Raw genomic sequence first — 22,614 nt, 5'->3', positions numbered from 1 at the left:
CAGCCACCGATGTCAACGGCGTCATCACACACGGAACTCTCTCGCCCGGCCGCCGCGTCAGCTGACGCGGCGGCCCCGGCCCAGCTGCGGCGCACGCTGAAGCTGCGGCACCTCGTCTTCATCGGGCTCGCGTACATGGCGCCGCTTGCGGTGTTCGACATGTTCGGGATCGTGGCCGACGTGACGGGCGGCCACGTGCCGCTCGCGTACCTCGTCGTGATCGTCGCGGTGCTCTTCACCGCGTTCAGCTACTCGCGCATGGTGCGGTTCTTCCCGGTCGCCGGGTCGGCGTACACGTACGCGAAGGAAGCGATCAACCCGCACCTCGGCTTCCTGGTCGGCTGGGCGGCGACGCTCGACTACCTCCTCCTCCCGATGATCAACGCGATCCTGTCGGCGATTTACATGGGAGCGGTGTTCCCCGACGTGCCGTTCTGGGTGTGGGTGCTCCTCACCGTCGGCGTGTGCACGGTGATGAACCTCATCGGCGTGAAGCTCGCCGCGAGCATGAACATCATCCTGGTGGGGATCCAGCTCGTCGTCGCCGTGGTCTTCGTGGTGCTCACGGTCGTGAACATCACGAACGGCGCGAACGGCGCCGAGTTCACGGTGCGGCCGTTCATCTCGAGCGACCTGCAGCTCGCGGCGATCTCGGCGGGGGCCGCGGTGCTGGCGCTCTCGTTTCTCGGCTTCGACGCGGTGTCGACGCTCGCGGAGGAGGCCGAGCGACCCGAGCGTGACATCCCGCGCGCGATCTTCATCATCATCGGGGTTGCCGGCGCGTTCTTCGTCACGGTCACCTATGTGATGCAGGTGCTCTTCCCCGATGTGAGCGAGCTCGGCGACATCGTCGGGGCGTCGCCGGAGATTGCGAAGTACATCGGCGGGGCGGCGTTCCAGGCGATCTTCGTCGGCGGGTACATGATGGCGGTGCTCGGCTGCGGCATCACGCAGCAGATGAGCGCGGCCCGCCTGCTCTACGCGATGGGTCGCGATGGGGCGCTGCCGAAGCGCCTGTTCGGGCGCATCAACCCGCGCACCGGGGTGCCGGTGGCCAACGTGCTGGTGGTCGCGGCGATCGCGCTCACCGCGCTGTTCGTCGATTTGGATCGCGCAGCCTCGATGATCAACTTCGGCGCGTTCATCGCGTTCACGTTCGTGAACCTCTCGGTAATCTTCGTGTTCTTCCGCTTCCTGCGGCGGCGAGGCGCCGGCGCCTGGCTCGGCTTCGTCGTCGTGCCCGCGATCGGCGTCGTGATCAACGTCTGGCTGTGGCTGAGCCTCGACACCGTGTCGATGATCGTCGGCGGGATCTGGGTGCTGCTGGGCGCCGCCTACCTGCTCATCACCACGCGGGGGTTCCGCGCCCCAGCGCCGGATCTCACCGGCCCGATCAACGTCAGCATGTACGAGTAGCCGGGTGGGCCGGGGCTCCCGCGCGGGTCGGAGCGCGTAACAGGCGCCGATCCTCCGTGTTAATGTTAACAAGACCAGCGGATCCTCAGTTAATGTTGACTCATGCGCGACGCCACGAATAACCCGTTCACGCCGGGATCGGACACGATCCCGGCGGTGTGGGCTGGCCGGGTGGACCAGCAGAGCGACTGGGAGCGGGTGCTCAAACCCCGCCTCCTCGCCGGCCTCAACGAGCGCGGCCGCACCATCACCGGCGAGCCGGGGCTCGGCAAATCGACGCTGGTGCGACGCATTGCCGCGTCGGCCGCGGCCGATGGCGCCTGGGTGACGCCGCAGGTCCGGCTCCCCATCGGCGCCGACCCGCTGAAGGCGGTCGCGGCCGCGGTGCTGCACCTCGCCGACCTCGCCGGCCTCTCCGCGTCCCGGGAGCGGCGGATCTCCGACATGCTGGGCCGGGTGCGACAGGTCGCGGCGAGCGGGATCTCGCTGACCATTGATCGGGTCGCCGGACCGGAGCCGCACACCGCGCTCACGGAACTCCTCGAAGCGGTGGGGCGCGCGGCGATCCGCGCCCGCACGGTGGTGATCATCCACATCGACGAGATCCAGAACGTGACCAACGAGCACGCGCTCTCGCAGCTCCTCATCAGCCTCGGGGATGCCATCACCACGCGCGTGCCGGTCGAGCTTCCCGGGCGCGTGATCCATGAGCGCGCCCTGCCGCTGGCCGTGTATCTCACCGGGCTGCCGGAGTTCGCGGAGAAAGCGTCGTCGCGCACCGGCGCGACCTTCGCGCGTCGCTTCGCCTCGACCACGCTCGTACCGATCTCCGACGACGATTTTCGCCTGGCGCTCGCCCCGTTCATCGATCCCGGGTGGGAGGTGGGCGCCGGCGAGGGCGCGTCCCGGAGCGTGCGCATGACGAGCGAGGCCGCTGAGAAACTCGTCGAGCTCTGCCGCGGGGAGCCGTTCCTCTTCCAGCTCGCCGGCGAGCGCGCCTGGTACGCCGGGCAGGGCGAGATGATCACCCTCGACGACGTGCTCACCGGCTGGGATGCTGCGAAGCACGAGGCCACCGCGCACGTCGAGCGGATCCTCGACCGCCTGCCAGCGAAAGAACGTGAGTTCGTGGAGACGCTCGCCGCCGCGGCGCCGGAGGCCCGCACGGCCACGGGGATCGCGCGGGCGATGGGCTACGCGGCGGCGGCGAGCGTGGGGCCGTTCGCGCAGCGCCTCGACACCGTGCGCGGGATCGTGCAGCGCGGCAGCAGGTACTCGTTCCGGCACCGCGCGCTCGAGGCTTACCTCACCACTGCATGGCCCGAGACGAGCTCTGAATCGTAGGTCCCGGTCGCGCGGGCGCTCCGCCCATGGCCTAGTCTGGGGGTGCCCACGGACGGGCGGAGAGCCGACATGAAGATCCTCATTGTGGAAGACGACCAGCGGGTCGCCGCCGCCCTGAGCGCGTACCTGCGCCAGGCCGGCTACACCACGGTGTGCGTCGGCGAGGGCGCCGCCGCGCTCGAGGCGCTGGGCGCCGACACCGAGGCCGTGCTCCTCGACCTCGGGCTCCCCGACATGGACGGGATCGACGTGTGTCGGCGGATCCGTGGCGTCTCCGGCGTGCCGATCATCGTGGCGACCGCGCGAAGCCGCGTCGAGGAGCGGATCCGGGGGCTCCACGCCGGGGCCGACGACTTCGTGGTGAAGCCGTACGACGTGCGCGAGCTGCTCGCGCGCATCGAGGCGGTGACGCGGCGGACGCGCGCGCTGCCCGTCGACCCGGGGACGGCGACCGGCCTGAACATCGGCGATGTGGTCATCGACCTCGCGCATCGCCGCGTCGTCGTCGCGGGCGAGGCCGCCGAGCTGACGCCGAAGGAGTTCGACATCCTCGCGGTGCTCGCGCGCTACCCCGGGGTGGTCGTGCCGCGCGACCGGATCATCCGCGAGGTGTGGGGCACCGACTGGAGCGGGTTCAGCCGCTCGCTCGAGGTGCACGTCGGCTCGCTGCGACGCAAGCTCGGCCGCGCGGACCTCGTGGCGACGATCCGGGGCGTCGGCTACCGATTGACGGGCGCGTAGGCCGTGCGCACCCGGCTGATCGCGGTGCTGCTCGTGCCGATGACCGTGGTGCTGCTCGCGCTCGGCGGCGCGTACGCCTGGAACGTCGCGCGCACGATCCAGATCGAGGCGGCGAATCAGCAGGCGGCGGAGCTGTCGTACTTCCTGACCGGTGCGCGGCAGGCGCTCCGCGCCGGCAGCCCCGACATCATCGCGGGGGAACTGAGCCGCTACAGCGAGCTCTACGGCGCGCGGATCGCGGTGTTTGACCGCTCGGGCGCGCTGTGGGCGTCCGGCGGCCCGGTACCCGATGCGGTGAGCGACGCCACGGAGAATCGCCTGAGGCTCGCGCTCTCGGGGCGGCGCAGCGATCCGCCAGCGCCGGTGATGCCGTGGGCGCTCACGCAGATTGAATCGGTCGAGCCGGTGTTTGACGACGGGAACGTGATCGGTGCGGCGGCGATTGTGGCGAGCGCGGAGCCGCAGCGCACGCAGACGCTCCTGCTCTGGGCGGCGCTCGTCGGCGTGTGCGCCGCGGTCATCGCCCTGCTGCTGCTCGCCGCGGTGCGGCTGGCGAACTGGGTGCTGCGCCCCATGACCCGCGTGGACGCCGCGATGGCCGCGATCGAGCACGGAGAGATGGGCGCGCGCATCTCCGACGACACCGGCCCGCCCGAGATGCGGCGCATGATCGGGATGTTCAACCGGATGGCCGACGAGATCGAGCGGGTGATCTCACGTCAGCAGGAGTTCGCGATGAACGCCTCGCACGAGCTGCGCAACCCGCTCGGGGCGCTGCTGCTGCGCGTCGAGTACCTCGCAACGGGGCTCGACGAGCGCTGGGATGCGGAGGTTGAGCAGACCCGCGAGGAGGGGCGCAGGATGTCACGCATCCTCGATACGCTGCTCAGCATGGCGCGCGCGGGGCAGCACGACTCAGCATTCGCGGTGGTGGACCTCGCCGAGGTGGCCGCCGCGCGCGCAGAGGCGTGGCGCGACGTCGCTGGCGAGCGCGGGGTGACGTTCGCCGTCGACCACGCCGGGCCGGCGCTCAGCACCACCGACCGGACCTCGGTGGAGACCGCGCTCGACGCGGTGATCGACAACGCCGTGAAGTTCGCGCCGGCCGGCTCCGCGATCGAGATCACGGTGCACGGCGGGAGCGACGTGTGTGTGATCGCGGTGCGGGATCACGGCCCAGGGCTCCCCGAGGGCGACCTCGACCTCGTCACCGGGCGCTTCTGGCGCAGCGCGCGTGACCAGAACGTCGCCGGGTCCGGCCTGGGGCTCGCTATCGCCAACGACCTGCTCGACGCGCTGAACGGCTCGCTCGCGGTGACCGCCCCGGACGGCGGCGGACTCCGCGTCGCCCTCACGCTCCCCGGAGTGACACCGTGAGCGGCGGGCGGCGGCGCGTGGCGCGCGTGCGGCGCGCCGTGCAGGCGATCGCGCTCCTGACCGGCGCGCTGCTCGCGCTCGCGGGCTGCGCTGGCTTGGCGGTGGGCGACGGGGAGAAACTCCAGATCGCCGGGGGCGGCGCCGCAGGCGTGTACTACGCGTACGGCGATCGCCTCGCCGCCGAACTGCGCGACGAGTTGGGGATCGACATCTCGGTGGTGGAGACGCACGGTTCGGTCGACAATCTCACGCGCGTTGCGGACGGCAGCGCGATCGTCGGCTTCGCGCAGGGGGATACCGCCGCCGACGCGATCGCGGGGACCGGGGACTTCTCCGAGCCGCTCGCGGTGCAGGCGATCGCGCGCGTGTACGACGAATTCGTCCACGTCGTGGTGCCTGCGGACTCGGACATCGATGAGCTCGCCGAGCTCGCCGGCCGGCGGGTGTCGCTCGGCGCGCCGAACTCCGGGGTGCAGGTCATCGCGACGCGCGTGCTCGCCGCGGCGGGGGTCGAGCGCGAGCAGTTGCGGGTGAGCGAGCTCGGGGTCAACGCGTCGATCGAGGCGATGCGCACCGGACGCATCGACGCGTTCTTCTGGGTGGGCGGCGTGCCGACGCCCGGCATCGCGCAGTTCGCCGAGGCGACGCCGGTCCGGCTGCTGTCGATCGATCCGAGCACCGTTGAGCGCGTGAACGCCGGCCACGCCGGCGTCTATCGCACCGCGGATTTCCCGGTCGCCGCGTACGAAACCGACGCGCCAACGGCGACCATGACCGTGCCAAACTACCTGGTCACGGCCTCATCCGCCGATCCGGACCTGGTGCGCGAGCTGACGCGTGTGCTCTTTGCGCGCGCGCCGGAGATCGCGCGAACGGTGCCGGCGGCGCATCTGCTCGATCGCCGCCAGGCCATCTTCACGGAACCCATCGAGCTGCACTCCGGCGCGGTGACGTACTATCGCGACGCGCGTAATTAGCCGCGGGGCCGAAGCCTCAAGAAACACTCAAGACGCGGGACACCCGCGCCGCCCGGCCCTACGTTGGGGTCCGATCGGTTCAGCGAAGAACGACACCTCGAACGGGGCGGCGATGCGCTGAATCGCTGCAAGCAGGCCAATCACCCGCAGCGCGAAGCTCGTGCAGCGGGACCTGACCCAGAGGTGGAGACCATGAGTGCGAGCGAACCGCTTGTCGTCGTAGAAAACGTGCAGAAGCACTACGGAGAGTTCCAGGCCCTGACGGACATCGATCTCACGATCGACTCCGGCGAGGTCGTCGTGATCATCGGCCCATCGGGCTCGGGCAAGTCGACGCTGTGCCGCGCGATCAACCGGCTGGAAACGATCACGAGCGGCTCGATCCGGATCGATGGCACCGAGCTGCCCGCCGAGGGCAAGGCGCTCGCGAAGCTGCGCGCCGAAGTCGGCATGGTGTTCCAGTCGTTCAACCTGTTCGCGCACCTCACGATCCTCGAGAACGTGACACTCGGCCCCATCAAGGTGCTGGGCCTGTCGCGGGCCGAGGCTGAGCGCGAGGCGATGCAGCTGCTCACCCGCGTCGGCGTCGAGAAGCAGGCCGCCAAGCTGCCCGCGCAGCTCTCCGGCGGCCAGCAGCAGCGCGTCGCGATCGCGCGTGCGCTGGCCATGCACCCGAAGGTGATGCTGTTCGACGAGCCGACGAGCGCCCTCGATCCCGAGATGATCACCGAGGTGCTCGACGTGATGGTCGAGCTCGCCCGCGAGGGCATGACCATGATCGTCGTCACCCACGAGATGGGATTCGCGCGAAAAGCGGCCGACCGCGTCGTGTTCATGGCCGACGGTCAGATCGTCGAGCAGGCAACGCCGGAGGAGTTCTTCACGAACCCGCAGAGTTCGCGTGCCCGCGACTTCCTCTCGAAGCTCATCACCCACTGATCCTCCCGAGTCCCCGCCGCGCCGGGTTCGTCCCGGAGCGGCTCACCCGAGAAATTGAAAGGAACCCCCATGCGAGTTCGAAAGACACTGGCGGCCCTCGGCTTCATCGCCGCGGCAGCACTGACGCTCACCGCCTGCAACAGCGGGAGTCCCTCCGGCGCACCCAGCGATGATGCGCCCGAGGTCGCCGAGAACGTGACCCTCGAGGGCAGCCCCACCTTCGACAAGATGCAGGAGCGCGGCAAGGTCGTGATCGGCGTCAAGGAGGACCAGCCGGGGCTCGGCTACCTCGACAACGTGACCAATGAGCGCAGCGGCTTCGACGTCGATATCGCCCGCTGGATCGCCGGCTCCCTCGGCTTCGACGAGAGCAAGATCGAGTACAAGGCGATCGCGTCGGCCAACCGCGAGCAGGCCATCAAGAACGGCGACGTCGACTACTACGTCGGCACCTACTCGATCAACGACAAGCGGAAGGCCGACATCGACTTCGCCGGCCCCTACTTCGTGACCGGTCAGGGGCTGCTCGTGAAGCAGGGCGGCACCGACTACCAGTCGCTCGAAGAACTGAACGGCAAGACGGTGTGCTCCGCGACCGGCTCGACGCCGATCCAGAACATCAAGGACAACTTCCCGGACATCAAGACGCAGGAGTTCGACCTGTACTCGGCGTGCGTGGAGAGCCTCGTCAACGGGCAGGTCGACGCGGTCACCACGGACCAGGCGATCCTCATCGGCTACGCCGCGCAGGACCCCGAGAACCTGATGGTCACGAGCGGCCCGCTGCTGACCGAGGAGCGTTACGGGGTCGGCCTGCCGAAGGGCGACACGGTGCTGCGCACGCACATCAACGAGCTCTTCACCGACGGTGGCGCCGAGTGGCAGGACATCTTCGATCGCAATCTCGGCAGCTCCGGAATCTCGGTGGAGCAGCCGGAAGTCGACGCCTACTAATCGCAGGGTGATCGCTGGGGCCGAGCGCGCGAAGTGCCGGCCCCGGCGATCCGCACAGGAGAGGGAGACGCATGGACGTCATCTTCGGAAACCTTGATCTCTGGGGAACCGCGATCACGAACACGCTGCTGGTGTTCTGCTTCGGGGGAGTGCTCGCGCTCGTGCTCGGCATCATTGTCGGCGCCATGCGGGTCTCGCCGGTGCCCATCGCCCGCGGCGTTGGCACCGTCTACGTGAACATCATCCGCAACACGCCACTCACCCTGGTGTTCTTCTTTTTCGTGCTGGGCTACCCGGCGCTCGGACTGCCGAAGCTGAGCCCGCTCGTGCTGGGCATCATTGCGATCGGGATCTACACGGCGACATACGTTGCCGAGGTGCTGCGCGCCGGGATCAACACGGTCCCCGTCGGGCAGGCTGAGGCCGCGCGCGCGATCGGTCTCCCCTTCGGGCAGGTCATGGGGCAGGTCGTGCTGCCGCAGGCGTTCCGCTCCGTCGTCCCACCGATGATGAGCGTGTTCATCGCGCTCCTGAAGAACACCACCATCGCCGCCGGGTTCTCCGTGGCCGAGCTCGCTGCGCTCCGCGCCACGATCAACGACGCGGCCGGACGCCCCGGCAGCCCGATGGAAGTACTGCTCTGGGTCGCGCTCGTGTTCGTGGTGCTGGTGCTGATTCTCAGCTTCGTGCAGAACCGACTCGAAAAGAAATGGAGGATCGTCCGATGACTTCCGTGCTCTACGACGTTCCCGGGCCGCGGGCGATCCGGCGCAACCGGGTGCTCGCCGTACTGACCGTCGCCGTCGTGCTCGCGCTGCTCGGCTTCCTCGCCTACCGCTTTGCGCTCTCTGGCCAGTTCAGTGCCCAGAAGTGGGGACTCTTCACGTACTCGACGATCTGGGTGCAGATCGGGCAGGCGCTCGGGAAGACGCTGGCGGCCTTCGCGCTCGCCGCCGTGCTGAGCGTGGTGCTCGGCTTCGTGCTCGCGATCGGTCGGCTCTCGGACCACCGCGCGGTGCGCGTCCCGTTCCTCTGGGTCACTGAGATCTTCCGCGCGGTCCCCGTGCTCGTGATGATGATGCTCCTCTACTACGGCCTGCCCTCGGTCGGGGTACGTATGGAACCGTACTGGGCTGTCGTGATCGCACTCGTGGTGTACAACGGCTCGGTGCTCGCTGAGGCGCTGCGCGCGGGGATCGAGTCGCTGCCGCGCGGCCAGAAGGAGGCCGGGTACGCGATCGGACTCCGCAAGAACGGGGTGATGCGGCTGATCCTCCTGCCGCAGGCGGTGCGCGCAATGCTCCCCGTCATCGTGGCGCAGCTGGTGGTCACGATGAAGGACACCGCGCTCGGCTTCATCATCACGTACCCCGAGCTGCTGTACCTGGCGAAGCAGCTCAGCAGCAACGTGCAGTTCGATCGGCCGCTGCTGCAGTCGGCGTTCGTGATCGGCGGCATCTACATCGTGATGTGCCTGATCCTGTCAGGCATCGCGAAGTGGCTGGAGACGCGCATGTCGCGGCCGCCGACGGCGCGGGGCGGCGTCGCAGCGACGACCACCACCGTGCCCGTGCAGCCGGGCGATCCCCGGCTCCACACGGAGGGCACCGTGACCGAGGTGATCGTGACCCAGGGGGATCCCCAGGAACACTCACACCGATGAGGTCGCGCGGCTGCAGGATCCCCCGGCTCGGGCACTCGCTCGATCGGGGGATCCCGTGCTGAGGATCGCGTCGACGCCGTTCACGCTGCTACCCGAGGGCACCGACTGGCAGACGTTCGCGCTGCTCATCGCCGCGGCGTTCGCGGCTGGGTGGATCGACGCAGTGGTGGGCGGGGGCGGGCTGCTCCAGCTTCCCGCCCTCCTGCTCGTCCCCGGCATGACCCCGCTGCAGGCGCTCGCGACGAACAAGGTCGCCTCGCTGTTCGGCACGGCGACGAGCAGCGTGAGCTTCGCGCGCCGCCTGCGGCCGAGCCTCAAGACCACCCTGCCGATGGCCGCCATCGCGCTCGTCAGCGCGTTCGGGGGCGCATCGATCGCGGCCCTGCTCCCCGCGCGCGTGTTCACCCCGATCATCGTGGTCGCACTGCTCACCGTGGCGATCATCACGCTCGTGCGGCCGACGCTCGGGGCCCAGTCGCGTGCGACGCACGAGGGGAAACGGCACATCATGATCGCGGGCGCGACCGGCGCGGCGATCGGGTTCTACGACGGCGTGCTCGGCCCGGGCACCGGCACGTTCCTCATCATCTCGCTGGTCGGTCTGCTCGGCTACGACTTCCTCCGCGCGAGCGCGCAGGCGAAGATCGTGAACTTCTCGACGAACCTCGGTGCGCTGCTGTTCTTCGTGCCGCTCGGCGCCGTGCTCTGGCCGCTCGGACTCGCCATGGGCGTCGCGAACGTGCTGGGAAGTCTGCTCGGCTCACGGCTCGCCATCGCGCGCGGAGCGGGGTTTGTCAGGGCACTGTTCCTGTCCGTCGTCGGCGTGCTCATCGTGAAGCTCTCGTTCGACATCTGGCGCGACTTCTTCGGCTGAGGCGCCGGCGCCGGCGCGCACGCGCGGACCCACCGGGAGACGCCGCGGGCGGGGCGCGATCCAGTGATCGCGCCCCGCCCGCGGCGGAACCTGTGTGGTGCTGGGGCTATCCCGCGTAGGTGTCCACCCCGAGGATCTGCACCGAGATCTGGTTCCCATTCGGGGCAGCGTAGCTGACCTCATCGCCGATCTTGCGGCCGAGGATCGCCGCGCCGAGCGGGCTCTCCGCGCTGTACACGTCGAGGTCGGAGCCGTCCGCGAGCTCGCGATTGCCGAGCAGGAAGCGCTCCTCGTCGCCGAAGATGGTCGCCGTGATGATCGTGCCGACCTCGACAACGCCGCTCGCCTGCGGGGCCTCGCCGACCACCGCGTGCTTCAGGAGCTCCTCGAGGTCGCGGATGCGCGCCTCCATCTTGCCCTGCTCGTCCTTCGCCGCGTGGTAGCCGCCGTTCTCCTTGAGGTCGCCCTCTTCGCGAGCGGCCTCGATGCGCGCGGCAATGTCCTTGCGGCCCGCGCCGGTCAGCTGCTCCAGCTCGCCGGTGAGCCGATCGTAGGCGTCCTGAGTCAGCCAGGTCTGGGTGGGCTCGGCCATAGTCGATCCTCGTTTCCGTGGGTGCGTGCTCGCTCGTTTCTGGGCGGACGCGGAGATACACACAACGCCCTGACGAATCAGGGCGTGGCGTCCAGTCTACCAGCGCACCGAGCCAGCGCGCCGGATTGAGTCGCCGAAGCCTGAGGCTACTTCGCGTCCGCGGCGGGATCCTCGACCACCCAGCACGCGCGCGTGGTCACCGCGGTCGCCGGGTTCGTGGTCACGAGCCGCGTGGTGACCGTGTGCGTGCGCTGATCCGTGAGGGGCAGCTCGACGATCTTCCAGCCGACGGTCGCCTTTGACGTGTTGAGCGCCTCGACCGCGCACGCCACCGGCGTCTGCGGGGGAGCGGTCACCTCGAACTTCGCGTTCAGCACCAGCTCGCTCTCCGCCGTGTAGCCGATGTCCTGCGCCGACACCTGGTTCGTGTTCTGCCACCCGGAGAAGAGCAGGTATCCGACCCCGGCCAGCAGCAGCACGATCACGGCGCCCCACGCGAAGCGGCGGTCGAAGCTGCGCCGCCGCCCGGTGCCGTAGCGGTCATCCAAGCGCTGCGCCGTCGCGAGATCCGCGTCGACGGCTGCGGCCGCATTCGGCACGGGAACCTCCGATCAAGACTGGGTAAACTATGTCCCTGTTGCCAGAGTACCGGGATCCGCCCGGGAAGCACGTGAGAGGAAGCGCATGACGCTCAGGCTCATCGCGGTGCACGCGCATCCCGACGACGAATCCAGCAAGGGTGCTGCCACCTACGCCCACTACCTCGACCAGGGGGTCGAGGTGCTCATCGTGAGCTGCACCGGCGGCGAGCGCGGTGACGTGCTCAACGAGCTGGTGGCGCGGGACCCCAAGAGCCGGCGCGATCTCGCGGGGCTGCGCCGCGACGAGATGGCCCGCGCGCAGGAGATCATCGGCTTCGAGCACCGCTGGTTGGGGTTTGAAGACTCGGGGCTGCCGGACGAGGGCGATCCGATCCCGCTCGGATCCTTCGCAGATATCCCGGCCGAGGTGTCCGCTGAGACGCTCGTGCGCGTGGTGCGCGAGTTCAAGCCGCACGTCATGATCACGTACAACGAGCAGGGTGGCTACCCGCATCCCGATCACATTCGCTGCCACGAGATCAGCAAGATCGCGTGGGATCGCTCCGGCGACGCCGACGCCTACCCCGACGCCGGCGAGCCGTGGTCGATCGGCAAGCTCTACTACGAGGAAATCTTCAACGTTGAGCGCATCGAGACGGTGTACCAGTGGCTCGTCGACCACGAGCCGACCTCGCCGCTCGTCGCCCAGTTCGGTGAGATGCGCGAGCGCATGTCGAAGCGGCTGAACCGCAGCACCGCGAAGATCGAGGTCGGCCGCTTCTTCGAGCGCCGCGACGAGGCGCTGCGCGCGCACGCGAGCCAGGTGCCGCCCGACAGCCCGTTCTTCTTCTGGCCGAACGAGCTGCAGCGCCAGGCGTGGCCGTTCGAGGACTACCGGCTCGCGGCATCGCGCGTGGCCACGAGCGAGTTTGAAGCAGATTTGTTCCAGGGGATCACAGAGGAGACGGCATGAGCCTGATGAGTATCGCACTGCGCGTCGCAGAGGAGAGCACCGAGTTCGACCCGAACACGGTGAGCCCCGGGGTCGAGGGCTTCATTTTCACGGGGCTGATGGCCGCCGGCATCATCGGGCTGGGCTTCCTGCTCGTCTCGCGCCTGCGCCGCAACGCGTACCGCCACGAGGTGCGCGCGCAGATCGCTGAGGAGCTCGGCGAGTCCGGCACGGACGCCGAGCCGCGGAGCTGACACACATGAGCGATCCGGGCGCACCCAGCTCGGGCGACCCCGACGAGTTCGGGGAGCCCTGGGGCGGTGAGTCCGGCGACGCGGAGCGCTGGCCGGGTGAGGCGTGGGGCGCTCCGGCGCCCGGGACCGCTGATCCGGATCGCGGCGTCGTGCCCGTGGCACCTGCGGTGCCTGCGGCGCCCGCGCCCTTTGGCACCGTGCAGGCCGTTGGCCACGATCCGCTCACCGTGCTCTCGGGGGTGTTCGGCTACGACGAGTTCCGCGGTGAGCAGGCGGAGATCATCCGTCACGTGATCGACGGCGGCGACGCGGTGGTGCTCATGCCGACGGGCGGCGGCAAGTCGATCTGCTACCAGATCCCCGCGCTCGTGCGCGAGGGCACCGGCATCGTGCTCTCCCCGCTCGTCGCGCTCATGCACGACCAGGTGGCGGCGCTGCGGCTCGCCGGGGTGCGCGCGGCGGCGCTGAACTCGGCGATGTCGATTGACGAGCGTCGCGATGTCGAACAGGCGTACCGTACGGGGCAGCTCGACGTGCTGTACCTCGCGCCCGAGCGGCTGTCGGCACCGGGCACGGTCGAACTGCTCGGCCAGGGGCACATCGCCCTGTTTGCGATCGACGAGGCGCACTGCGTGTCCCAGTGGGGCCACGACTTCCGCCCCGACTATCTTCGGCTCGGCCAGCTCGCCGAGCTCTGGCCCAACGTGCCGCGCATCGCGCTCACGGCGACGGCCACGCCGGAGACGCACCGCGAGATCACCGAGCGGCTGCACCTCGGAGGCGCCCGGCATTTTATTTTGAGTTTCGACCGCCCCAACATCCGATACCGGATCGAACCCAAACAAAATGCGAGGGCGCAGCTCATCGCGTTCATCCGGGGCGAGCACGCCGGCGAGGCCGGCATCGTCTACGCGCTCAGCCGCAAGCGCGTCGAGCAGACCGCGGCCGCGCTGCGCGATGCCGGGATCGACGCCGTCGCCTATCACGCTGGGCTGCCCGCCGAGACCCGGCTCGACGCGCAGACGCGCTTCCTCCGCGAGGACGGCGTGGTGGTCGTCGCGACGGTCGCGTTTGGCATGGGCATCGACAAGCCGGACGTGCGCTTCGTCGCGCACATCGACCTGCCGAAGTCGATCGAGGGGTACTACCAGGAGACCGGCCGCGCCGGCCGCGATGGGCTGCCCTCGGAGGCCTGGCTGGCCTACGGGCTCGCCGACGTGGTGCAGCAGCGCCAGCTCATCGAGTCGGGCGATGGGGATCAGGCCACCCGCGCGAACCAGACGCGGCACCTCAACCAGATGCTCGCCCTCTGCGAGGGGGTGTCGTGCCGGCGCGTCTTCCTGCTCCGCTACTTCGGGGAGGATCGCAGCGAGCCGTGCGGCAACTGCGATGTCTGCCTGCACCCGCCCAAGCTGTGGGACGCGACGATCCCCGCGCAGATGCTGCTGTCGACGATCATCCGAACGGAGCGGGAGCGCCGGCGCACGTTCGCGGCCGGCCAGCACATTGACGTGCTGCGCGGCACCGGCTCCGAGCGCGTCACCCAGCTGCGGCTCGACGAATTGTCGACGTGGGGGATCGGCGCGGAGTGGTCCGTGGCCCAGTGGCGCGGCGTGGTGCGCCATCTGCTCGCCACCGGCCACCTGGAGGCGCGAGGCGAGTGGGGCGTGCTCGCCCCAACGGAGGCGGCGAAGCCGGTGCTGCGCGGCGAAGAGCAGGTGATGATGCGCGAGGAGGTGGTCGCGCGTGCGGCCCGCTCGGGTCGCGGCTCCCGCGCTGGACTGTCGGGCGGTGGCGCGAAGCGCTCGGCCGCTGCGGCGGATCTCACCCCGGAGCAGGACGAGGTGTTCGAGCGCCTGCGCGCGTGGCGTGCGGAGGAGGCGAAGCGCCAGGGCGTACCGGGGTACGTGGTGTTCGGTGACGCGACCCTCGCTGCGCTCGCCGTGCACCGCCCGGGCACCGACCAGGAGCTGCTCGCCATCTCTGGCATCGGTGAGGTGAAGCTCGAGCGCTACGGCGCGGCGGTGCTCGCCCAACTCGCGTCCTAGCCCCGCCGCTGCTCCCAGCCCCACCCCGAAATCGCGCGCATCTTTCGAGATCGCGCCGAGCGTCGCGGGAATGCCGCCCATCTCGAAAGATGCGCGCGATCTCGGCGGGGCCAGCCCCCCCGGCCTAGCGCAAGTACACCGGATCCAGCGCGACGAGCAGCGCAGCCGTCCAGTGGCAGAGGAACGCGATCACGGTGAGCGAGTGGAAGATCTCGTGGAAGCCGAACACGCCAGGCACCGGGTTCGGGCGCTTGATTCCGTACACCACCGAGCCCGCGGTGTAGAGCAGCCCGCCCACCACGACGAGCACCATCGCCGCGAGGTTCGCATGCGCGATGTCGACGATGTACATCATCGCCGCCCAACCGAGCAGCACGTACAGGGGAACGTAGAGCCAGCGCGGGGCGCTCAGCCAGAACACGCGGAACCCGATCCCGAGCAGCGCCCCCGCCCACACCAGCACGAGCAGCAGCACCCCCTTGTCGAGCGGCAGCGCGAGGAGCGCGAGCGGCGTGTACGTGCCGGCGATCAGCAGGAAGATGTTCGCGTGGTCGAGCCGGCGGAACAGCTGCTTCGTCTTCGGACTCCAGTTGATGCGGTGGTACAGCGCGGAGATCCCGAACAGCAGCATGCTCGTCAGCGTGAACACCGCGGCGGCCCACTTCGCGACGGGGCCGTGCGCCAGGCTGATCAGCACGATCCCGGCGGCGACCGCCACGGGAAAGGTGCCGGCGTGGATCCAGCCGCGCCACCGCGGCTTCACCTCGGCGGGCGGGGCACCGGCGTTCACCGATCCCGATCGAGATCCCGATCCCCCCTCCGACTCCGCCGTGTGCTCCAGCGCGTCGGCGAGCAGCGGCAGCGAGAACCGATCGGGCTCGGGGAACGCGCGCTCGCGGTGCGGTGGTTCGCCCGCGGGCTGCCCCGCGTGCTCGTCGGAGAATGCGTCGTCGCCGCCGGAGGAGGTCATGCACCCGAGTGTATGTTCTGTACAGATCCGGTGGGGCATATATGTGGAGGATCCCCATCGGGTTCGCGCGCGCGGCAGGCCCCCACCCAGCCGCCACCCGGTACACTCTGAGGGTGAAGCCCCAGCCGTCGTCGCCCCGCACCGGTCTCCTGTACCGGCTGTATTCGCGTCGGCTGCGCAGGGAAATCGACCCGGCCAGGGTGCCGCAGCACATCGCGGTGATCGTCGACGGGAACCGCCGCTGGGCGAAGCAGCGCCTCCAGGAGCGCGCCGCGTTCGGCCACCGCGCCGGCGCGCAGAAGGTGCCGGAGTTTCTCGGCTGGTGCGAGGAAGCCGGCATTCGCACAGTCACGCTCTACCTGCTGTCCGCGGACAACCTCAAGGCGCGGGATCGCCAGGAACTCGACGATCTGCTCGGGATCATCGGGGAGCTCGCCGGCCAGCTCGCCGAAAACCCCCGGTGGCGCGTGAAGCACGTGGGCACGTGCGAGGGCCTGTCGCCCGAGCTCGCCGACGCGCTCGCCGCAGCCGAGGAGTCGACGGCGGATCACGAGGGCCTCCACATCAACCTCGCCGTTGGCTACGGCGGGCGGAGCGAGATCGCCGCCGCGGTGCGGAGCGTCATCGCTGAGCACCAGGCCGCGGGCGGCACGATTGACACGCTCGATGAGCGGCTCACCCCGGAGACGATCGGCGAGCACCTGTGGACACGCGGGCAGGCGGATCCCGATCTGGTGATTCGCACCTCGGGGGAGCAGCGCCTCTCCGACTTCATGATCTGGCAATCCGCGCACTCGGAGTTCTACTTCGTCGAGGCGCTGTACCCGGATCTGCGCGAGGTGGATTTCCTCCGCGCGCTCCGCGACTATTCTTCCCGCCAGCGACGACTCGGAGGCTAACCATGGTGACGCGTCAGGACCCGACACTCCCCGATCTTGGCGGCCAGCGCGTGCTCGTCACCGGCGCATCGGGCGGCATCGGCGGCGGCATCGCCCGGCGATTCGGGGCTGCAGGCGCGCGTCTCGCGCTGCACTACCGCGGCTCGGCCGGCCCGGTGTTCGAGCTCGTCGAGGAGCTGCGGGATCACGGCGTCGAGGCGGTCGCCGTGCGCGCCGATCTCGCGCTGCCCGGTGCTGCGGCCGGACTCATCGCCGACGCGGTCGAAGCGCTCGGCGGACTCGATGGGCTCGTGAACAACGCTGGCATCCAGCCGCTCACCCCGCTCGCGGATACCTCGCGTGCGGAGTGGGATGAGGTGCTCGGCACGAATCTCGGCGCGGTGTTCGAGCTGTCGCGTGAGGCGGCCACCGTGCTGGCTGGCGACTCGGATCTCGATCGGGATCGGGGAGTTCCCGTGAATCGTTGGATCACGCACATTGCGTCGATCGAGGCCAGCCGTCCCGCGCCAGCGCACGCGCACTACGCCGTGGCGAAGGCCGGGCTCGTGATGCACGCGCGGGCCGCGGCGCTTGAGCTCGGGCCGGTCGGCGTGCGCGTGAACACGGTGTCGCCCGGGCTCGTGTCGCGGCCGGGGCTCGCGGAGGCGTGGCCCGAGGGGGTCGAGAGCTACACCGCGCGTGCACCGCTCGGGCGGCTCGCCACCGCGGCGGACATCGGCAACGCGTGCGTGCTGCTCGCGTCGGCTGGTGCGACCTTCATCACGGGCCAGGATCTCGCGGTGGATGGCGGCATGCTGGCCACCCCGGGCTGGTAGGGGCCCCTACCCGCCCAATCCACAAGTGGCAAACCGACCCTTCAGTCGCGCGAAGGGTCGGTTTGCCACTTCTCAACCTTCCGCGCACACGCGGGGCCCGCGCCCGCGGCGCGCGCGGGGGCGCGGGCGCGGCGAGTACAGTTGGGCTGGGAGACAGATGGAGGACCCGCGATGAGTGAGACCGCAGGCGCGCCCACGAGCGCAGCCGCACACGCGCAGGCGACGGTGCTGCGCGCCGACGCGATGCTGACCCCAGCGGGGGCGGTCGCGCCAGCCGAGCTCGCCTTCGACGCGGACGGCCGCATCAGCTACGCCGGCGCCCCGCGCGCGGCCGCCGATCTACCGGCTGGCGCCGTGGTGCACGAGCTCGCCGGCCACGTGCTCATGCCCGGCCTCGTGAACGGCCACACGCACTCCGCCATGACGCTGCTGCGCGCCGTCTCGGACGATGAGGGATTCATGCCCTGGCTCGCCGCGGTGCAGGCGCTCGAACAGCACCTCACGCACGAGGACGTCGCGGCCGGCCTCGAGCTCGCGCTCGTCGAGATGATCGAGACGGGCACCACCACCTTCGCCGACATGTACCACTGGGACGCCGAGCTGATCGAGCTCGTGCGCGCCGCGGGGATGCGCGCGCTCATCGCCCCGGCCTCATTCGCCCCCGAGACGGTCGGCTTCCCCGGCGTCTCCGCCGCGACCGGCGCCCAGGTCACCGCGCTCACCGAGGAGCTCGCCGAGCGCTACGCAACGGACCCGCAGATCCGGATCGCCTACGGCCCGCACGCACCGTACACCTCGCCACCCGAGTTCCTGAGCGACATCGCCGAGCGTGCGGTCGAGCGGGGGATCCCCATCCACACGCACGTCTCGGAGTCCGCCGCTGAGGTGGCGCAAATCACCGAGCAGTACGGCGCGACCCCTGCTGATCACCTGGAACAGGTGGGGCTCTTCCGCGCCGAGGTGCTCGCCGCGCACTGCGTGCACCTCACCGCGAACGAGATCGAACTCTTCGCGCGCACGGGCGCGGCGATCAGCCACAACCCGGTCTCCAACCTGAAGCTCGGCAACGGCATCGCGCCCCTGCCCGAGTGGCAGGCGGCCGGCATCCGGCTGACCCTCGGCACCGACTCGGTTGCGAGCAACAACACGCTCGACCTGTTCGAGGAGATCAAGACGGCCACGATCCTGCATCGCGGTGCGCGTCAGGACGCGGCGATCGTGAAGGCCGCCGACGTGCTCGGGATCGCGACGCACCGCGGCGCCGAGGCGGTCGGTTTCCCCGAGACCGGCGCGCTCGAGGCTGGCCGCCTCGCCGACGTGATCGCGCTCGACGTCACGGGTGCCGCGGCGACGCCGTTCGACCCTGCGGCGCTCGTGTCGCACCTCGGCTTCGCGGCGACCGGCGCCGATGTGCGCCACGTGTTCATCGGCGGCCGCCACGTCTACGCGGACGGCGCGCATCAGACGCTCGACGCCGCGGCCGTTCGCGCACGCGCTGCGGCCTCGCGCGCCCGCCTCGCAGACCTCGCCGACCGCGCGAACGCGAGCGCCTAAGCTCACACGCACGCGCCGGCCGCCCGCCGGCTCACCCACACACGAAAGGCCCACCATGGCACCCGTCCGTCTTCCCGCCGACTCCGAACTGCCGCTCCTGCGCGCCCGCGTCTCCGACCTCGCGGACCGCGCGCTCGTGGTGGGCGACCCGGGGCGTGCCGCCCGCGTCGCCGAGCAGCTCGATGACGTGCGCCAGCTCTCCGCAAACCGCGAGTACCACGTGTACGCGGGAACCTACCGCGGCGTGCCCGTGACGGTCGCCTCGCACGGCGTCGGCGCGGCCGGTGCCGCGGTGTGCTTCGAGGAGCTCGCGCGCGGCGGCGTGACCCGCATCATCCGCTCGGGCACCGCGGGAGGCATCCAGCCCGAGGTGGTCGACGGCGCGATCGTCGTCGCGACGGGCGCCGTGCGCGCCGACGGGATCAGCCACCAGCTCGTGCCGAGCGAGTTCCCGGCCATCGCCACCCCCGAGCTGACGATCGCGCTGCGCGCGGCCGCCGCGAAGACGGGGCTGCGCACGCACAGCGGGATCGTGCTGACGGGCGACATGTTCTACCCGAGCGACGTGATGGTGGGCATCGACCACCAGATGTGGCAGCGCGCCGGCATCGTCGCGGTGGAGATGGAGGCCTCAGCGCTCTTCGTGATCGCATCGCTGCACGGGATCGAGGCCGGCGCGGTCTTCGCGATCGACGGGAACCCGCTCGCCGCGAAGGACGACGCGATGGACGGCTACGATCCCTATCGAGAGATTGTCACGCAGGCGGTCGACGGCGCACTCACGAGCGCGCTCGACGTGCTCGTCTCCTAGTCCAGACGCTGACGGCGAGAGCCCGGCCGCACACCGTGCGGCCGGGCTCTCGTGCGTTGCCCGGGCTGCGCCGAAGCGCTGGGGTCCGCCGCTACAGATCCAGCACGGTGAGCAGGATGGACACGTCCTCGCCGACCTCGATGCCGGCCGCCTCGCGGACCGCACGCTTCAGGGGCAGGATGTAGCTCGAGCCGCCGCCCGCGGGGAAGATCGAGGTGCGCCACACGGTCTCGCCGACGCGGGCCTCGACCTTGACGGCGCCGAACCCGGCGCGCGGGCGCGGGATCTCGGCGATGTCCGCGGACAGCGGCTCCGGAAGATCGACGAACACCCAGGTCTGGGTGCGTGCCTCCCACAGGTACGGGACGGCGGTGAACTCGACGAACACGCTAGGCGATGCGTGAGCGATCGAACGGATCGAGGCTGATGCCGCGCGCGAGGACGACCTTCGCCCACTCCTGCGCGGAGTGGAGGCTGTGATCACGGTAGTTGCCGCAGCTCACCGCCTCGGTGCCGGGGACGTCGGCCCAGGTGACGCGGTGCGCGAGGTCCTCGAGCGCCGACTTGATCGCCGCGGCGACCTCCTCGGGCGTCGGCTCGCCCCAGGCGATGAAGTGGAACCCCGTGCGGCAGCCGAACGGCGAGATGTCGATGAGGCCGTCGAAGCGGGTGCGGAGCAGGGCGGCGAGCGTGTGCTCGATCGTGTGCAGGCCCGCGGTGGGGATCTCCTGCTCGTTCGGCTGCACGAGCCGGATGTCGTAGTTCGAGATCGCGTCGCCCTTGGGGCCGCGTTCCACCCCGATCAGCCGGACGTATGGGGCCAGCACCTGTGTGTGGTCAAGGGAGAAGCTCTCCACCTTGGCAAGTTCGACGTCGCTCATGCGGCAAGTGTACCGAGGACCACCGACACCGCCCCCGGTGCGCGTCACACGACGACACCGGGGGCGGTGAGGGGAGGCTCGGGAGCCGGAGGGATCCCGAGCTTGAGGGGGCCTACGCCGCGCGGGCGAGGTCCCCGCGCGAGAGATCGCCGCGGGTGAGTGCGATGCGCGTCAGCTCGCCGGCGGGGGCGTGCTCAACGCGAACGTCCCACCCCGAGCGGGTGAGGCGCTCGAGATCGCCGCGTGCCGCGCCGGGCTGGTCGGTCTCGACGAGGTAGAGCGTGCGCCCGGAGGTGCGGTACACGGAGCGGTGCTGCGCCCACGCGGGCACGCGCATCTCGGTGCCCGAACCGAGCGAGTGGTACGGGGTGCGCAGAGCGGGTCGCTGCTGCGCTGCGGTGCGCTGCTTCAGCTGAGTCATGGTATTCCTTTCATGCCGCACCTTCGTGGTGCGATGCCCGCCAAGTACTTCTCGCGGGTGCGGGGCTCGTGGTCGAGCCGGCCGCGCCGAACTCCGGTGCGCGCTGACGCGGTGCGGGGTGCCGGCGGGGCGAGGCGCACGACTGCATCGTGATGATGAAGTGCGCCGAGGAGCTTCACGATTCGGCCGCGGAGTGGGAGGCATTCCTACAAGAACGAGGAAGATCACGCATGCCGGATGCAAGCTCAGGCCACAAGCATAGAACAGGTCTTCGAAAAACGCTAGTGTTGATCCGAAAATGACCCGAAACCGCGCGGGAGCGCGAGGGAGAGACTGACATGTCAGACGCCACCACCCTGCTCGTTTTTGCGCACCGCGATGAGGCGTCGGCCTTCGCCGATGTGCCGCACCTCGTCACCGGGGTGGGGAAGGTGCAGGGCGCCGTGTCGCTGGCCGCCGCGCTGGCCGAGGGTGGCGTATCGCGGGTCGTGGTGCTCGGCACCGCCGGCGTGGTGGGCGACGGGCCGGACCGTCTGAGCCTCGACCACGTCGTGCAGGTCACGCGGGTGGTGCAGCACGATTTCTCGCTGCCCTCGCCCGCGCTCGAGCCGGCCGGCGAGGTGCTGCTGCCGGAGCGCACCGCCACGATCGCGACGGGCGACGTGTTCGTGCAGGACGACGCGCAGCGCGCCCACATCGCCGGGCTCGGCGCGGCGCTCGTCGACATGGAGGCGTACGCGTACGCGAGCGTCTGCGCGAAGTTCGGGGTCGCGCTCCAGCTCTTCAAGATCCCGTCCGACTTCGCCGACAGCTCCACCACCGACGAGGAGTGGGACGCGATCGTCTTCCGGAAGAGCGAGCAGCTGCGCGAGTTCTGGGACGCGCGGCTCGCGGGGCCCGCGCGCGGGGTCGACCACGGGGCCGACCACGGGGTGTGAATTTCTGGGCCGCACATGCCCCACTGTTGTGTGAAATGTTTGGTTTCATATCGTAGCCTATGAACTCACCCGCTGAACGGGTGTTTTTGGCCGGTTTTCCGGGCAAATACCGCTCGTTCGGGGGATTCGCGAGCGCCCCATCGCGTGTACCGTGTGAATGGAAATACCTCGGTTGTCGAAGGATTGGGGCGCACGTGAGGGCCGGCACTCGGATCGCTGAAGAGACGCTCGACGAGCTCGCGGACGATCTGATGCGCCTGCGTGAGCGAACCGGGGCAACGAGCTACGCCGAGATCGCGCGCCGCATCACGGTGCGCCGCGTCGCCGACGGGGAACTCCCGGACGGTGCAATGATCCCGCGCTCCACCGTGTACCACGCCTTCAGCAAGGGCAGGACCAGGATCGACGCCGAGCTGGTGCGCGACATCGCGCTCGCGCTCGGCGAGAGCGCTGAGCGGGCCGATGACTGGGTGCGCCGCTGCGGATCGGCGAGGAAGCGTGCGCCCGAGCTGCGGGTGCCCGAAGCGGTCGACACCGCGCCGGTGGCGCTCGCCGCGATCCCGGCGGAGCACGGCGGGGGAGCCGCGCGCCGCGCAGCGCCGCCCGCGGCAAC

Annotated in this window: 25 protein-coding genes; 19 read left to right on the top strand and 6 right to left on the bottom strand. The window is 70.1% G+C overall.

The window, feature by feature from the left end; translation table 11 throughout:
• The first annotated feature begins 9 nt into the window (after positions 1 to 9).
• The 10 genes from EGM46_RS11520 (at position 10) to EGM46_RS11475 (ending at position 10,285) form a co-directional block, all read left to right on the top strand.
• Complete coding sequence (locus EGM46_RS11520) at positions 10 to 1,416, top strand: APC family permease (RefSeq protein ID WP_125100293.1); 1,407 nt, start codon at positions 10 to 12, stop codon at positions 1,414 to 1,416.
• Between the two features lie 102 nt (positions 1,417 to 1,518).
• Positions 1,519 to 2,760 carry an AAA family ATPase gene (locus EGM46_RS11515; protein WP_125100292.1) on the top strand — a complete coding sequence of 414 codons (1,242 nt, stop codon included), beginning with the start codon at positions 1,519 to 1,521 and terminating at the stop codon, positions 2,758 to 2,760.
• A gap of 69 nt (positions 2,761 to 2,829) precedes the next feature.
• Positions 2,830 to 3,501 carry a response regulator transcription factor gene (locus EGM46_RS11510; protein ID WP_125100291.1) on the top strand — a complete coding sequence of 224 codons (672 nt, stop codon included), beginning with the start codon at positions 2,830 to 2,832 and terminating at the stop codon, positions 3,499 to 3,501.
• A gap of 3 nt (positions 3,502 to 3,504) precedes the next feature.
• Positions 3,505 to 4,878 carry a sensor histidine kinase gene (locus EGM46_RS11505; RefSeq protein ID WP_125100290.1) on the top strand — a complete coding sequence of 458 codons (1,374 nt, stop codon included), beginning with the start codon at positions 3,505 to 3,507 and terminating at the stop codon, positions 4,876 to 4,878.
• Positions 4,875 to 5,855: a TAXI family TRAP transporter solute-binding subunit gene (locus EGM46_RS11500; protein ID WP_241156304.1), complete on the top strand. Its 981-nt coding sequence runs from the start codon at positions 4,875 to 4,877 to the stop codon at positions 5,853 to 5,855. The genes EGM46_RS11505 and EGM46_RS11500 overlap by 4 nt, the downstream gene beginning before the upstream one ends.
• A 192-nt stretch (positions 5,856 to 6,047) precedes the next feature.
• A complete protein-coding gene (locus EGM46_RS11495) occupies positions 6,048 to 6,794 on the top strand; it encodes an amino acid ABC transporter ATP-binding protein (RefSeq protein ID WP_125100289.1) in 747 nt (248 codons plus the stop codon).
• A 69-nt stretch (positions 6,795 to 6,863) separates the two neighbouring features.
• Complete coding sequence (locus tag EGM46_RS11490; protein ID WP_125100288.1) at positions 6,864 to 7,748, top strand: glutamate ABC transporter substrate-binding protein; 885 nt, start codon at positions 6,864 to 6,866, stop codon at positions 7,746 to 7,748.
• A gap of 71 nt (positions 7,749 to 7,819) precedes the next feature.
• Positions 7,820 to 8,476: an amino acid ABC transporter permease gene (locus tag EGM46_RS11485; RefSeq protein WP_125100287.1), complete on the top strand. Its 657-nt coding sequence runs from the start codon at positions 7,820 to 7,822 to the stop codon at positions 8,474 to 8,476.
• The gene (locus EGM46_RS11480; protein ID WP_164512882.1) at positions 8,473 to 9,411 is read left to right on the top strand and encodes an amino acid ABC transporter permease; all 939 of its coding nucleotides are present in this window, start codon (positions 8,473 to 8,475) and stop codon (positions 9,409 to 9,411) included. Before EGM46_RS11485 ends, EGM46_RS11480 begins: the two co-directional genes overlap by 4 nt.
• Positions 9,412 to 9,475: 64 nt before the next feature.
• Complete coding sequence (locus EGM46_RS11475; RefSeq protein WP_241156306.1) at positions 9,476 to 10,285, top strand: sulfite exporter TauE/SafE family protein; 810 nt, start codon at positions 9,476 to 9,478, stop codon at positions 10,283 to 10,285.
• A 106-nt stretch (positions 10,286 to 10,391) separates the two neighbouring features.
• Here EGM46_RS11475 and greA read toward each other — a convergent pair whose 3' ends face one another.
• Both greA and EGM46_RS11465 read right to left on the bottom strand, forming a co-directional pair.
• Entirely contained in the window at positions 10,392 to 10,877 is a 486-nt protein-coding gene (greA, locus tag EGM46_RS11470; protein ID WP_125100284.1) for a transcription elongation factor GreA, read from the bottom strand.
• A 146-nt stretch (positions 10,878 to 11,023) separates the two neighbouring features.
• The gene (locus EGM46_RS11465) at positions 11,024 to 11,476 is read right to left on the bottom strand and encodes a DUF4307 domain-containing protein (protein WP_125100283.1); all 453 of its coding nucleotides are present in this window, start codon (positions 11,474 to 11,476) and stop codon (positions 11,024 to 11,026) included.
• 85 nt (positions 11,477 to 11,561) lie between these two features.
• Between EGM46_RS11465 and mca the strand changes: the two genes are divergently transcribed.
• The 3 genes from mca to recQ are packed head-to-tail and all read left to right on the top strand — an operon-like array spanning position 11,562 to position 14,712.
• A complete protein-coding gene (mca, locus tag EGM46_RS11460) occupies positions 11,562 to 12,431 on the top strand; it encodes a mycothiol conjugate amidase Mca (RefSeq protein ID WP_125100282.1) in 870 nt (289 codons plus the stop codon).
• The gene (locus EGM46_RS11455; RefSeq protein WP_125100281.1) at positions 12,428 to 12,664 is read left to right on the top strand and encodes a hypothetical protein; all 237 of its coding nucleotides are present in this window, start codon (positions 12,428 to 12,430) and stop codon (positions 12,662 to 12,664) included. Before mca ends, EGM46_RS11455 begins: the two co-directional genes overlap by 4 nt.
• A gap of 5 nt (positions 12,665 to 12,669) precedes the next feature.
• Positions 12,670 to 14,712 (top strand): DNA helicase RecQ, encoded by a 2,043-nt coding sequence (gene recQ, locus EGM46_RS11450; RefSeq protein WP_125100280.1) that lies wholly within the window; start codon positions 12,670 to 12,672, stop codon positions 14,710 to 14,712.
• Between the two features lie 124 nt (positions 14,713 to 14,836).
• Here recQ and trhA read toward each other — a convergent pair whose 3' ends face one another.
• On the bottom strand, positions 14,837 to 15,682 hold the full coding sequence (gene trhA, locus EGM46_RS11445) for a PAQR family membrane homeostasis protein TrhA (protein WP_125100279.1): 846 nt from the start codon (positions 15,680 to 15,682) through the stop codon (positions 14,837 to 14,839).
• Between the two features lie 113 nt (positions 15,683 to 15,795).
• Between trhA and EGM46_RS11440 the strand changes: the two genes are divergently transcribed.
• The 4 genes from EGM46_RS11440 to EGM46_RS11425 all read left to right on the top strand — a co-directional run bounded on the left by EGM46_RS11440 (position 15,796) and on the right by EGM46_RS11425 (position 19,761).
• Positions 15,796 to 16,581, top strand: a complete 786-nt coding sequence (locus EGM46_RS11440) for an isoprenyl transferase (protein ID WP_241156303.1) — start codon at positions 15,796 to 15,798, stop codon at positions 16,579 to 16,581.
• A gap of 2 nt (positions 16,582 to 16,583) precedes the next feature.
• Positions 16,584 to 17,396, top strand: a complete 813-nt coding sequence (locus EGM46_RS11435; RefSeq protein WP_206427563.1) for an SDR family NAD(P)-dependent oxidoreductase — start codon at positions 16,584 to 16,586, stop codon at positions 17,394 to 17,396.
• 171 nt (positions 17,397 to 17,567) lie between these two features.
• The gene (locus EGM46_RS11430) at positions 17,568 to 18,950 is read left to right on the top strand and encodes an amidohydrolase (protein ID WP_125100277.1); all 1,383 of its coding nucleotides are present in this window, start codon (positions 17,568 to 17,570) and stop codon (positions 18,948 to 18,950) included.
• Between the two features lie 55 nt (positions 18,951 to 19,005).
• Complete coding sequence (locus EGM46_RS11425; RefSeq protein ID WP_125100276.1) at positions 19,006 to 19,761, top strand: nucleoside phosphorylase; 756 nt, start codon at positions 19,006 to 19,008, stop codon at positions 19,759 to 19,761.
• A 91-nt stretch (positions 19,762 to 19,852) separates the two neighbouring features.
• On the opposite strand, the gene EGM46_RS11420 is transcribed toward EGM46_RS11425, so the two are convergent.
• The 3 genes from EGM46_RS11420 to EGM46_RS11410 all read right to left on the bottom strand — a co-directional run bounded on the left by EGM46_RS11420 (position 19,853) and on the right by EGM46_RS11410 (position 21,063).
• Positions 19,853 to 20,149, bottom strand: a complete 297-nt coding sequence (locus EGM46_RS11420; protein WP_125100275.1) for a DUF1905 domain-containing protein — start codon at positions 20,147 to 20,149, stop codon at positions 19,853 to 19,855.
• Between the two features lies 1 nt (position 20,150).
• Complete coding sequence (locus EGM46_RS11415) at positions 20,151 to 20,642, bottom strand: S-ribosylhomocysteine lyase (RefSeq protein ID WP_125100274.1); 492 nt, start codon at positions 20,640 to 20,642, stop codon at positions 20,151 to 20,153.
• Between the two features lie 112 nt (positions 20,643 to 20,754).
• Positions 20,755 to 21,063: a hypothetical protein gene (locus EGM46_RS11410; protein WP_125100273.1), complete on the bottom strand. Its 309-nt coding sequence runs from the start codon at positions 21,061 to 21,063 to the stop codon at positions 20,755 to 20,757.
• Between the two features lie 338 nt (positions 21,064 to 21,401).
• Here EGM46_RS11410 and EGM46_RS11405 point away from each other — a divergent pair, with 338 nt between their 5' ends.
• Together EGM46_RS11405 and EGM46_RS11400 are read left to right on the top strand one after the other, a co-directional pair.
• A complete protein-coding gene (locus tag EGM46_RS11405; protein WP_125100272.1) occupies positions 21,402 to 22,001 on the top strand; it encodes a purine-nucleoside phosphorylase in 600 nt (199 codons plus the stop codon).
• Between the two features lie 194 nt (positions 22,002 to 22,195).
• On the top strand, positions 22,196 to 22,614 hold a 419-nt coding region (locus tag EGM46_RS11400; protein WP_206427562.1), incomplete at its 3' end, for a hypothetical protein.

Origin of the sequence: Leucobacter chromiireducens, from assembly GCF_003917135.1 — a bacterium.
Taxonomy (GTDB): Bacteria; Actinomycetota; Actinomycetes; order Actinomycetales; family Microbacteriaceae; genus Leucobacter; species Leucobacter chromiireducens_A.
Note: the sequence above shows the minus strand (reverse complement) of the source record. Positions and strands in the feature narration are given on the sequence as shown.